The 12,605-nt window shown below is 70.9% G+C and carries 9 protein-coding genes; all 9 read right to left on the bottom strand.

What is annotated here, in order from left to right:
* Window positions 1-9: 9 nt before the first annotated feature.
* Complete coding sequence (locus VBO01S_RS09215; RefSeq protein ID WP_062473253.1) at window positions 10-1,323, bottom strand: hypothetical protein; 1,314 nt, start codon at window positions 1,321-1,323, stop codon at window positions 10-12.
* Window positions 1,324-1,342: 19 nt separating this feature from the next.
* The gene (locus VBO01S_RS09220; RefSeq protein WP_062473254.1) at window positions 1,343-2,320 is read right to left on the bottom strand and encodes a GDP-L-fucose synthase family protein; all 978 of its coding nucleotides are present in this window, start codon (window positions 2,318-2,320) and stop codon (window positions 1,343-1,345) included.
* 37 nt (window positions 2,321-2,357) lie between these two features.
* Window positions 2,358-3,038 (bottom strand): sugar transferase, encoded by a 681-nt coding sequence (locus VBO01S_RS09225; RefSeq protein ID WP_062473256.1) that lies wholly within the window; start codon window positions 3,036-3,038, stop codon window positions 2,358-2,360.
* Window positions 3,035-5,314, bottom strand: a complete 2,280-nt coding sequence (locus tag VBO01S_RS09230; RefSeq protein WP_062473259.1) for a polysaccharide biosynthesis tyrosine autokinase — start codon at window positions 5,312-5,314, stop codon at window positions 3,035-3,037. The genes VBO01S_RS09225 and VBO01S_RS09230 overlap by 4 nt, the downstream gene beginning before the upstream one ends.
* A gap of 43 nt (window positions 5,315-5,357) precedes the next feature.
* Window positions 5,358-6,536, bottom strand: a complete 1,179-nt coding sequence (locus tag VBO01S_RS09235; RefSeq protein ID WP_062473261.1) for a polysaccharide biosynthesis/export family protein — start codon at window positions 6,534-6,536, stop codon at window positions 5,358-5,360.
* A gap of 28 nt (window positions 6,537-6,564) precedes the next feature.
* Window positions 6,565-7,488 carry an alpha/beta hydrolase family protein gene (locus tag VBO01S_RS09240; protein ID WP_062473263.1) on the bottom strand — a complete coding sequence of 308 codons (924 nt, stop codon included), beginning with the start codon at window positions 7,486-7,488 and terminating at the stop codon, window positions 6,565-6,567.
* Entirely contained in the window at window positions 7,481-8,302 is an 822-nt protein-coding gene (locus VBO01S_RS09245) for a serine aminopeptidase domain-containing protein (protein ID WP_062473265.1), read from the bottom strand. Before VBO01S_RS09245 ends, VBO01S_RS09240 begins: the two co-directional genes overlap by 8 nt.
* Entirely contained in the window at window positions 8,299-9,072 is a 774-nt protein-coding gene (locus tag VBO01S_RS09250; RefSeq protein WP_062473277.1) for a 4'-phosphopantetheinyl transferase family protein, read from the bottom strand. Before VBO01S_RS09250 ends, VBO01S_RS09245 begins: the two co-directional genes overlap by 4 nt.
* 2 nt (window positions 9,073-9,074) lie before the next feature.
* The coding region (locus VBO01S_RS09255; RefSeq protein ID WP_062473267.1) for a non-ribosomal peptide synthetase at window positions 9,075-12,605 on the bottom strand (3,531 nt) is incomplete at its 5' end.

Raw genomic sequence — 12,605 nt, forward strand, 5'->3', positions numbered from 1 at the left:
CTTGCGTTCTCATGCGGTCGGCAGGCTGGCGCGCGCCGGGCGGGGGGCCGGCCTGCGGAACCACGCCGCGAGGCTGCCGGCGACGACGGCCGCGACCAGCCCCGAGACGGCGAACGGTCCCCAGCCCAGGATCGGCCCGCGCAGGAACGGCACGTAGGCCGCCAGCAGCACCAGCGCGCACAGGTAGCCGGCCGTCAGCGTGCGTTGCGGGTCGATGGCCTTGTCGACGAGGCGAAAGAGCGCCGAGACCGCGAAGCCCAGCAGGGCCGGGCCCGCCAGACCGAAGTCGAAGTAGGCGGTGGTGAAGGGCGGCAGCGACAGGTTGCTCTGCGAGAAGTTGCCCAGCACGGCTGGCCAGCCGAGTGGGTCGTAGCCCGGGAACATCTTCAGTTCGCGCGGCAGGATGAAGGAGAAGGCCGAGAGCAGGTAGCGCCCGTAGCCCAGATCGGGCGAGGGCGCGCGCTCCAGGATGCCCGCGACGACGAACATCGCGTCGAAGTCCTGGCTGAAGGGGTACGACGCCAGCTCCGCGCCCCACATGGCGTCGCGCGAGATCAGGTTCAGCACCGGCCCCAGGCCCGCGATGGCGCCGAAGATCACGGCGGCGAGCGTCCACCGGTGGCGACGTCCCAGCGCATGGATGAGCAGCGGCAGCAGCCCGATCAGGATGACCTGGCGTGCCGTGTTGACCGGGTTCGCGGCGATGGCGGCCAGCGCGAATGAGAGGCCCGCGACGCACCAGGCCCACAGCGTGCGCTGGCGCGTGGCGTGGATCGCGAGCGCCACGCAGCACAGCAGCACCATGAGTTTGGGCAGCGTGGAATAGACGATGTACTGGACCGGCGCGGCCTCCTCTTCGGAAATCACGCCGCGCGCCGTGAAGTTCATGTCGGGGCGCAGGAAGAGCATGGCGAACGCCACCTCCAGGCAGGCCAGCAGCAGGAAGGGGTGGGCGACGCCAGCGCCGAGCGCGCGCTGCGCCGGCCGGGGCGCGGCGGGCGGCTCGGGCAGGCCCAGCCGTGCGGCTTCCACGCCGGCCATGTACAGCAGCACGAGCATCAGCCCCTGCGTGTGCGCGGCCTGCCCGACGATGCCCACCTCCCAGAAGTCGGTGTCGGTCGCGATCTGCATCGCCGGCGCCAGCGAGAAGTAGATGAGAACCGCCGTGTAGTGGATCAGCAGGAACACGCTGTCGCTGGCGGTGCCCAGCATCGACAGCTGCACCACCGTCAGCACGAACACCACCCCGTAACCCCAGACAGGATCGATCAGCCCGCACAGCGCGGCGCAGACGATGCCGGACCAGAAGACGAGGGTTCTCATGGCGAGGTCCGTTTCTGCTTCAGGCGTGCTCGGCCTCGGCGGCGGTCCGGCGCGCCGTCTGGTAGTCCGCATAGGTGCGGCGCAGCCCTTCGGCCAGCGGCACCGTGGCGTGCCACCCGAAGCTGGCCGCGCGCGACACGTCCAGCAGCTTTCGCGGTGCGCCGTCGGGCTGGGCCAGGTCGTAGTGGATGCTGCCCTCGTAGCCCACCACCTCGCGGATGTGCTCCACCAGTTCGGCGATCGAGACGTCCTCGCCCGTGCCGAGGTTGATGTGGCCGCGCATCGGATCGGTGTGCTGGTCGTAGGCGGCGCGCGACAGGTTCATCACGTCCAGGCAGCCTTCGACCATGTCGTCCACGTACAGGAACTCGCGCCGCGCCCGGCCGCTGCCCCAGATCAGCACGCTCGGCGTGCGGCTGATCTTGGCCAGGTGAAAGCGCTGGATCAGCGCCGGCACCACGTGGCTGTTCTCCAGGTGGTAGTTGTCGCCGGGGCCATAGAGGTTGCTCGGCATCACGCTGCGGAAGTCGACGCCGTGCGTGGCGCCGTACTGCCGGTTGTAGCTCTCGCACAGCTTGATGCCCGCGATCTTGGCGATCGCGTAGGGCTCGTTGGTGGGCTCGAGCTTGCCGGTGAGCAGGGCCTCTTCGCGGATCGGCTGTTCGGCCAGCCGCGGATAGATGCAACTCGAGCCGAGGAACAGCAGCCGCTTGACGCCGGCGAGAAAGGCCTGGTGCGTGAGGTTGGCCGCGATCAGCAGGTTCTCGTAGATGAACTGCGCGGGGTAGGTCATGTTGGCGTGGATGCCGCCGACCTTGGCCGCCGCCACGTAGACCTGGTCGACGCGCTCGGTCGCGAAGAAGCGCGCGACCGCCGCCTGGTCGAGCAGGTCGAGCTCGGCGTGGCTGCGCGTCACGACCTCGTGGCCGAGTTCGCCCAGGCGCCTCGTGAGCGTCTGGCCGACCATTCCGCGATGACCTGCAACATAGATTCGCATGGCGTTCTTTCAGTGAAGGAAGAGGGGACTGCGGGTCTCAGCGCGAACCGCGCGCCCCGAGCACGACGCGGAAGGTCTTCAGCAGGATCACGACGTCGCGCAGCAGCGAGAGCGTGGCGACGTACTCGGCGTCCATGGCCGCGCGGCGGCGGTAGCTCACCTCGTTGCGTCCGCTGATCTGCCACAGGCCCGTGATGCCCGGGCGCACGGCGCAGTAGTACGCCCAGTACGGGCCGTACAGCTCCTTCTGCGCAAACATGCAGGGGCGCGGGCCGACCATGCTCATGTCGCCCTTGAGCACGTTCCAGAACTGCGGAAACTCGTCGATGCTGTAGCGGCGCAGGAAGGCGCCGAAGCGGGTGATCCGCGGGTCGTGCTCGAGCTTCTGGAACTTCTCCCATTCGCGCCGCGCCGCGTCGTTCTCGCGCAGGTGCCGGGCCAGCAGGGCATCGGCGTCGGGCGCCATGGTGCGGAACTTGTAGAAGCGGAAGATCCGGCCGTCCCTGCCGTAGCGCGGCTGCACGTAGATGGCCGGGCCGCCCGAGGTCAGCAGCACGCCGAGGGCGATCAGCGCGTAGGCCCAGCCCAGGAACAGGAAGAAGGCGCCCGCCAGGAGGATGTCCATGGTGCGCTTGGCGGCCTGCAGGAGCCGCGAGCCGCCCACCGGCACGGGGCGTGCGGCGCTGCGGTGCGGCGTGCGTGAAAGGTGCGTGCTCATGATGTCGCGCGCTCCGGTTCGGCGCGGGGGGTGTGCCCCAGCGCGGGCGGATAGATGTTCGGCGGCAGGCCGTAGGGCCCGTAGTCGTAGCCGTAGGCGTTGTGGCGTTGCCGCGCGTCCTGCGCGTTGAGCACCACGCCGTGGAACGCCGCGCCCACGTGCGCCAGCCGCTTCGCACTCTCCACCAGGTCGCCCAGCTCGCTGTCGCCGGCGCGGGCCACGAGCATCAGGGTGCCCACGTCCGGTGACATCGCCACGGTCTCGGTCGCCAGCAGGATCGGCGGGGCATCGATGACCACCGCGTCGTACAGCGCCGAGAGGGTCTCCAGCAACCGCGTGAACGCAGTGGAACCCATCATCGTGGCCGGATCGAGCGGCAGCTTGCCGGTGGTGATCACGTCCAGGTGCGGCAGCACCTGCGCATGCACCGCCTGCGCGAGCGTGGCGGTGCCGGCGATCAGCTCCGACAGGCCGGTGGTCGCCTTGAGCCCGAACTGGCTCGCCAGCTTGCCGCGGCGCATGTCGGCGTCGATCAGCAGCACGCGCCTGCCGGAGGCCGCCAGCACGGCCGAGAAGTTCGCCGACAGGAAGGTCTTGCCCGCGCCCGGCGTGGCGCTGGTCAGCAGGATGCGGTTGTTCTGCGCGCCCGCCATCAGGAAGCCCAGCGCGGTGCGCAGCCTGCGCACGCCTTCGAGCGCCGGGTCGTCCGGGTGCGAGGCCGCCAGCAGCTTCACGCCGGGCTTGCCCTGGCGGATGGCGCGGTCGAGCGTGCCCTGCCGCGTGCTGAGTGCGATCGTGCTGTAGACGTTCAGGCCGGTGCGCATCTCGATCTCGTCGGGGGTGGCGACCGTGTTCTTGAGCACCTTGCGAAGCACCGACGTGACCGCGCCCAGGAACAGCCCCACGACCAGCGCCAGCGCCATCACGATCACCGCCTTGGGCCGCACCGGCTTCTCGGGCGACAGTGCCTGGTCGAGCACGCGCACGTTGCCGATGCGGCCTTCGCGGGCCAGGCGCATCTGCAGCGAGCTGTTCAGGAGCGACGAATAGAGCTCGGTGTTGACCTTGATGTCGCGCTGCATGCGCAGCGAGTTCTGCTGCAGCATCGGCATGCGGCGGATGCGGTTGTCCACGCCGCCCAGCTCCTTGCGCAACGAGGCGATCTGCGCGTCGAGCGTGATCAGCATCGGGTGCTGGCTGGTGAAGCGGCTCGCCAGGTCCAGGCGCTTCTGGCGCGCGTCGAGCAGCTTGGCCTGCAGGTCGACGTTCTGCGACAGCGCGTTGCGCGCCTCGTCGTCCAGGCTGATGGTTCCGTTCTGGTTGCGGTACTGGTTGTAGGCCTCTTCCGACTGTTCCAGCTGCTGCTTGAACTTGGGCAGCTCGGTGCCCAGGAAGTTCAGCGTGCGCTCGGCCTGCGCGGTCTTCTGGTCGATGTTCTGGCGCATGTACAGGCGCGCCACTTCGTTGAGCAGGTTCGCCAGGTGCTCGCGATCGTCGGTCTGCCAGCTCACGTCGATCACGCTGGACTGCTTGCCTTTCTCGATCACGCGCAGCTCGCGCTGCAGCTCGAGCATGGTGAGCTGCGTGGAATGCCGCGTCAGCTCGAAGGCGCCGCCGGGCCGGGCGTCGATCGAGGCCACGAGCAGATGGACCGTGCCGCCCGGCACCGAGCTGTCCTGCGGCTCGCCGACCCGGCCGTGCAGCGGGGTGGCGAGGTCGGGGTGCGTCAGCGTGTAGGCGCCGTCCTTGCCGGCGGTCAGCAGGAACTTCTTGCCCTCGAGGGCCGGCGGCACGTCCATCTGCGCGACCGCGATCCGCTCGGTGCCCGACACGTAGCCGCGCATGCCGAGGAAGCCCGGCCTGGACAGCGTCTTCGAATGCCGTGCGATGAAGGCGCCCACGACCGGGATGTAGTGCGGCCGTGCCTTGATGAACAGCTTGGTGTTCTCGATCGCCTGGCCGAGCACCATGCGCGACTTCAGGATCTCGGCCTCGCCCGAGGTCGGCGTCTTCACGCCCACGCCGTTGACCGCGGCATCGCCCGCGCCGCCGGGCGAGCGTTCGGCATCCTCGAGCTGGATCAGCACGTTCGCTTCGTACACGCGCGGCCCGAAGAGCGCGTAGCCCGCGCCCAGCACCAACACCGCGGCGGTGACCGAGGCGATCAGCCATCGGTTGTCCAGCATCAGGTCGACGTATTCCTTGAACCGCGAGTGCGGGCGCTCGGGTTCCGGGCTGTACGGTGCGGGAAGCGGGGGGTACCAACGCGCATTCATGGGCTTCACCTTCTTTGTCGTGTTCGGGCCGGGGCTGCGCGGCCTACCTGCTGCGGGCGGTGTCGCGCGCGAGGTTGATCACCTGGGCGGCGGGAAGGATCAGGTTGGCGACCCGGTTCCACGAGACCAGCGGCACGCGGTCGACGTAGACCACGTCGCGCGGCCGCAGCTCGAAGCGGTCGGCCAGTGCGAGCGCGGCCGGGTTCTTCGCGTTCAGGCTGAAGATCTGCGGCGTGTCGGGCGTCTGCGGCGAGTTGCGGATCACGTAGATCTGCCCGGGGTCGGCCGTGAGCAGGTCGGGCCCGCCCGCATCGCCGAGGGCCTCGTTCAGGCTCATGCGGCCGTTGCGCATCAGCAGTGCCGAGGGCCGCAGGATCTCGCCCATCACGTAGATGCGGCTGTCGTCCCGGCTGCCGACGTACACGATGTCGCCGTTGCGCAGCGGGATGTTGTTGGCGTCGGCGCCGAAGCGCTTGAGCTGCATCAGGTCGATGACCACCGTGCGGTCGCCGCGCGTGAGCGTCACATGCGAACGGTCGCCCCCGGCGGTGATGCTGCCCGCGCGGTTGAGCGCCTCGGACAGCGTCATCGGGATGTCCGTGAAGATCTGCAGCCCCGGCGTGCGGACCTCGCCCTCGACATAGGCGCGCTGACTGCGGAACGACTGGATGCGCACGCTCACCAGCGGTGCCTTGATGATGCTGCCGATGCGCTTGGCGATCAGCTCGGACGCACCGCTTTCCGTCAGGCCCTGCAGCCGGGTGCGGCCGATGTAGGGAAAGCTGATCTCGCCCGCGGCATCGACGATGAAGCCCGGCGCCACGGTGACGCCGGTCGGGTCGCTCTGCTGCGCGATCACCGCGCCCAGGTTGGGCTGCAGCTCGGGGTTGTTGTAGACGGTGATGCCCACCACGTCCCCCGGCCCGATGGTGTAGGGCGCGGGCCGGCCGAACAGCGCCTTCACGTCGGGCGGGATGCCCGTGTTCCCGGCGAGTTGCGCGCGGACCAGCTCCGGCGTGATGGCCGCGATCCTGCCGCCGGCCGTGCCGTCGGCCGATTGCAGCGGGCCCGGCGTGCCGAAGCCGGGTGCGCAGCCGCACAAGCCGAGCGACAGCAGCAGCGCCATGGCGCGCGACCGGAAGCGGCCACCGGGAAGGGCGCGGGCGCCCTCGGTGGCGAGGAGGCGCTCGCCGCGCGGGTTCGCTGGGGTTGCGGATGTCATGGCAATCTCCTTGGCTTCGGTTGTTGTTTCAGGGCGCGGCGAGCGTGGCCGGGATCGCGCGCGGGGTGCCTGTCGCCGGACGGTCCTGCCGCTGCGGGCTGCCGGTGGCCAGACAGTGCTCGACGACCCAGTCGCCGACGGACTGCAGGAAGAGCTGCTGGCCCTTCACCGTGCAGACGGTGTGGTCCACGTCCCGCATGAACTCGTACTGCAGGCCCTGCATGAACGGTTCGCGGCGCAGGGCGCCGAGCTGGTCGCGGTCGCGGTCGCAGACATGCAGCGATCCCGAATACAGCAGCTGCACCGCCACCTCGCGTTCGACCAGCCGCTTCATCGTGGCTTCGAACCAGATCGCGTTGACGTTGGGCGGCCGCCGGTCCACGAAGTAGCCCGGCAGCGGCTTGCCCACCGTGCTGCCCGGCAGATGGCGCAGCACCCAGCGCCGCGCCTTGCCGGGGAACGACGGGTGCAGCGGCGCCGCGAGCGCGCGGCGCACCGTGAGCTCCCAGCGCGTGCGCCGCTGGGGGAAGGCAAAGCCGTCGAACAGCGAGAGCGCCACCATGCGCGCGTCCACCGCGGCGGCCGACATGGCGTGCTCCACGCCCGAGCACATGGCCACGGTCGCGAACTGGCCGATGCCCTGCATGCGTTGCACGAGGTCCATGGCGGCCTGCAGGCTGTGTACCGCGCGCGTCTGCAGGTCGGGCCCGGTGTCCAGCGCCTCGCTGTCGCCGATGCCGCCCAGGTCGAAGCGCAGGCTGCCCACGCCGCGCGCGGCCAGCAGGTGCGCCAGCTTCACGTTGATGCGGCGCGGCCCGACGCGGTGGTTCGCGCCCATGTTGAACATCAGGCAGGCGACGGGGGCCGGCACGCGCTGCGCGGGGAGGGTGAGCATGCCCATCAGTGCGTTGCCGGGGCCGAAGCACACCGGGGTCTGCGTCATGTCATTCATGGATGGCTCCCTGCAGGCGGTTGAGCGCATCGGCCGGCACCATCGCGCTGTGGGGAAAGGGATCGGACGTCCAGTCCAGCGGGTGGCTCAGGTAGGCCAGGCGCACCGGCATGTGGCGCGACTGCTGCTCGGCCGCCCATTGCGCGGTGGACGTGTCGTCGGGCGGGGCCAGCACCAGGGTGTCGTGCAGGGCCGTGAGTGGCAGCGACTGCGGCGTGAGGGCGCGCAGCTGCGCCTGCAGCGCCGGCGAGAGACGCACGCCCAGCGCCTCCTCGGGCAGCGCATCCGGTTCCCGCGCGAGGTTGCGGCGCCAGGACAGGTCGGGAATGCAGAAGGTCGTGTCGATCGCCTCGACGTGCCGCTCGCGCAGCAGGCGCGCGTAGCCCGGCCCGTCGATCACCGGCTCCCAGAGCACCAGCCGCGCCGGGTCGCAGCGCCCGTTGCGCGCGGCCAGCACGGCCAGGGTGGCACCCAGCCGCGCGCCGATCCACACGATGGCGGCATGGGGTGCGTGCCGCCGCAGCTCCTCGTGCGCCGCGCACAGGTCGCGGCGCCAGCCGTCGAGCTCGCCTTCGCTCTCGTCGCCCGGCGAGTCGCCGGAGCCGTAGAAGTCGAAGCGCAGCGTGGCGATGCCGGCGCGCGCGAGGCGTTCGGCCAGCACCTTGAAGAAGCGGTGGGTGCGCAGGCCCTCCTGCCCGAAAGGCGGGCACAGCAGCACCGCGGTGGGCTCGCCCCGGTGGTCGTCGGCGGCGTGGAACGCGCCGAAGACCTGGCGCGAGGCCGGCCCGAACATGAGCGGCGTGAAGAGGGTCATGCGACACCCCCTGCGCATCGCGCCTCGCTCATCCCCTTGCGCGGATTCAGGGGGCGCATGCGGCGGCCTTCGGGGTCGGCCTGCGAGGGCCGGGCGCGGGCTTCGGTATGGCGCCATTCGGCCAGCGAGCCCACGCTGTCCGCCCGCGCGGGCGCCGGTCCCAGCGCCAGCACCAGGATGCGGCCGGCCACCGGCAGCTCGACGCTGCGGCTGTCCGGTGCCAGGCCCACGTCGAAACTCTGCGGCGACACCAGCAGGCCCACGCCGATGGCCTTCAGGCAGGCTTCCTTGCGGGTCCAGCAGGTCAGGAAGGCGCGGTCGCGTTCGTCGGCGGGCAAGGCGGCCAGCGCCTCCTGTTCGCGCCGCGTGAAATGCGCCGCCGCCAGGTCGGCCGCGTCCGGCATCGGGCGCAGCAGCTCGACGTCGGCGCCCAGCGGGCCGCGCCCGCCGATGGCGATCAGCGCCAGGCCCTGGCTGTGGCTCAGCGAGAACTGGGTGCGCGGATGCCCCGCCAGCGACGGCTTGCCGAAGGCGCCGATGGCCAGCGTCAGTGCGTCGGGGGCCAGGCCCGTGTACGCGCACAGCGCCTGGCGCAGCGCGACATGGGCCGCCACGAAGCGCTGTCGGTCGACGGGAAAGCGCAGATTCTCGGCACGCGCGCGCTCTTCCTCCGACAGGACCTGGGCGGGCAGGGTGTCGGTGAAGCTGTCCAGCTCGACGTACCGGCAGACCGGTGCGTCGATGGACAGTGCGTTGGCGGCGCCGGTCATGATCACCCCTTGCGCAGCCAGCTGCCGAGTGCGCCGAGCAGCCCGCCGCGCTGTGCATGCGCGGCCGTGCCGGCGGCCAGGTCGGCGAGGTCCGAGGGCACGCCGTGCGGTGCGCCATGCGCCGAGGACGCGATCTGCCCGAGGTTCTCGAACAGGTAGCGGCGTGGCTCCACGCGGTGCCCCAGCGTCTGCGCCGCCTGCTGCACGGCGCGCAGCACCAGCAGCGAGTCGCCGCCGAGGTCGAAGAAGTTGTCGCTGGCGCGGATCTCGTCGACGTCGATGCCGATCACGTCGGCCCAGATCTGGGCCAGCTGGGCGTGCTCGGGGCTGAGCAGTCCGCGGTTCGCCTCGCGCGCGTCGCCGTTGAGGGGCTCGGCCGGCGCACTCTTGTCCGCCTCGCCGGCCGCCAGCTTGCGTAGATAGCGCGCGCTGGCCGAGCCTTCGGTGCTGGCGATCTCCGCGAGCGTGGCGTTCGGGTGGTCGGCGACGCGGCCCAGCACCTCGAGATAACGCTCGCGCAGCTGGGCACCGGTCTCGCGCAGGTACACGTCGGCGTTGTAGAGCAGCGCGCCTTCCAGGCCGTGCGGCTTGTCCATCAGCCACACGCCGACGTCGTCGGTGGCGCCGTGCTGCATCACGTGCACCTGGCGGGTCTGCAGGCTGCCGACGGTGCGCGCGCGCTCGCGGGCGTCCTGGAACGAGAACATCGCCTGGTAGGGCCCCGAGGCCTTGATCTGCCCCGCATAGCCGGGCTCGGCCATCAGGCGCTCGAAGGGCACCTGCTGGTGGTTCATCATCGACAGCAGCTCCTGCTTCACGTAGCGCATGAAGTCGGGCAGCGGCAGCGCCATGTCGACCGCGAGCGAGACCGGCAGCACGTTGTTGAAGAAGCCCATGACGTCTTCCGTCTCGGCCTGCTGGCGCCCGCGCACCGGGTTCGCGATGACGATGGCGTCGTTGCCGGTCGCCTGGGCCATGGTCAGCGCGTAGATGCCGAAGGTCAGCATGCTGAGCGTCACGTCCATGTCGCGCGCCACCTCGCGCAGCCGCTGCGTGCTCTGCAGGTCGACGTGGATCCAGTGCGCGCCGCCCTGGCCGCTCTTGCCCGCGCGGCGCGGCATGTCGGTCTTTGGCGGCCGCACGGCCCTGGCGCTTGCGAGCCGGCCGCGCCAGAACGCGAGCTGCTCCTCGCAGGCGGGCTCGGTGAGCCAGGTCTCCAGCCACTCTGCGTAGTCGCCGTGGGTGGTGGCGAGCGCGGGCAGGTTGTGGGGCCGGCCGCGTTCGGCGGCGTCGTAGAACGCACCCAGCTCGCGCTGCATCAGGTCGAAGGACCAGCCGTCCCAGATCAGGTGATGCGGCACGAACAGGAAGACGTGCTCGTTGTCGTCGAGCTGGAACAGGGTCGCGCGCATCATCGGTGCGCTGTGGATGTCGAGCGGCCGGTCGGCCAGCTCCTGCATCTGCTCGACCAGCTCGGCCTCGCGCTGGTCAGCGGGCAGGCCGCGCAGGTCGACCAGCGGCAAGGCGAACTCCACCGACTCTGCGATCGATTGAATGGGCCGCCCGGTGTCCTCGTCGAAGCCGATGCGCGTGCGCAGCGACGGCTGGCGGCGGATCATCTCGCGCAGCGCGCCTTCGAAGCGCGCCGCGTCGAGCTTGCCGGTGAGCCGCTGGGCCGAGGGTGCGTTGTAGACCGATCGGCCCGTGTACAGCTGCTCCATGAAGCGGATGCGTTCCTGCGAGGGCGTGAGCGGCGCGCTGCGGCGATCCGGGTGGCAGGCAATGGGCGCCTGCAGGCCGACGCCCGCGCCCTGCAGCGCCTCGATGACCGCGGTCAGCTTCTCGGCCGTGGGCGCCTCGAACAGCGCGCGCAGCGGCAGCGTGACCTGGAACTCGCGGCTCAGCAGCGTGGTGAGCCGCGCGGCCAGCAGCGAGTGGCCGCCCATGGTGAAGAAGTTGTCGTGCATGTCCAGGCCCGGCAGGCTCAGCACCTTCTCCATGATCGCGAGCACCTTGCGCTCGTGCGCATTGCGCGGGCCGGCGCCGCGCCGCACCTCGTCGCGCGCCACCGCCTGCGGCGGCGGCAGCGAGACGCGGTCGACCTTGCCGTTGGCCAGCGTGGGCAGGGCGTCGAGCGTCACCACGTGCTGCGGCAGCATGAAGGCCGGCAGGTGCTTGCGCAGGTGCACCATCAGTGCATCGAGGTCGAAGCCGCCGCCGGGCAGCAGCGCCAGGTAGGCCACCAGGCGCACGTCGCCGGGGTTGTCCTCGCGGGCCACGACCACGCTGCGCGAGACGCCGGCCACTTCGCAGCAGCGCACCTCGATCTCGCCGGGCTCGATGCGGTAGCCGCGCACCTTGACCTGGAAGTCGAGCCGGCCGAGGTGGTCGAGCAGCCCGTCGTTGCGCCAGCGGCCGCGGTCGCCGGAGCGGTAGACCTTCTTCGTGGCACCGAAGATGCGCACCGTGACAAAGCGCTCGGCGGTCAGTGCGGGGCGGTCGAGGTAGCCCAGCGAGACGCCTTCGCCCGCGATGCAGATTTCGCCGGGCACGCCGATCGGGCAGGGCTGCAGGTCGGCGTCGAGGATCCAGATCTCGGTGTTGTCGACGGGCCTGCCGATCGAGATGCCGCGCGAGGCGATCTCTTCGGGACGCACATGCCAGGCGGTGGAGTACACCGTCGTCTCGGTCGGGCCGTAGCCGTTCCACAGGCCTTCCATGCGCTCGCACAGCGCCAGCGCCATGCTCGGGCGCAGCGCCTCGCCGCCGGTCCAGCCGCGGAAACCGGGCGTGCCGCCGGCCCACTGGGCATCGAGCAGCAGCTGCCACATGCCGGGCGTGGCCTGCAGCAGCGTGATCTGTTCGTCGTCGAGCGCCCGCGACAGGCGGTTGCCGTCCATCGCGACCTCGCGCTGCACCATCACCAGTTCGGCGCCCGCCGCCAGCGGCAGCAGCAGGTCGGGCACGGCCATGTCGAACGACAGCGTGGTGACGGCGGCGATGCGGTCGGACGGGCCGATGCCCGATTCGCGCTGCATCCACTGCAGCAGGTGCGCCACGCCCCGGTGGTGCGCAATGACGCCCTTGGGCAGGCCGGTCGAGCCGGAGGTGTAGATCACGTAGGCCGCGTCTTCGGAGCCCGGGTCGTCGCTGCTCGGCGGCAGCGCTTCGCCCGAGAGCTGGCGCCAGGCGGTGTCGCGATCGATCTCGAAGACGCGCTGGTCGGCGTCGGCGCGCCAGTCGCGCGGCGCCACCGCGATGTCGGACGAGGTCAGCATCAGGCTGAGGGTGGCGTCGCTGGCGTAGTGGTCCAGCCGCGCCTGCGGAAATGAGGTGTCCATCGGCACGTAGGACGCCCCCGCCTTGAGGATGCCCAGCATCGCGACGACCATCTCCAGGCTGCGTTCCAGGCACAGCCCCACGCGCTGGCCGCGGCCCACGCCGCGCGCGCGCAGCGCACGCGCCAGGCGGTTGGACAGCGCATCGAGTTCGCCGTAGCTGCAGCTGCGCGCGCCGTCGCGAACCGCCGGGCG

Source organism: Variovorax boronicumulans NBRC 103145, assembly GCF_001591345.1.
GTDB lineage: Bacteria > Pseudomonadota > Gammaproteobacteria > Burkholderiales > Burkholderiaceae_C > Variovorax > Variovorax boronicumulans.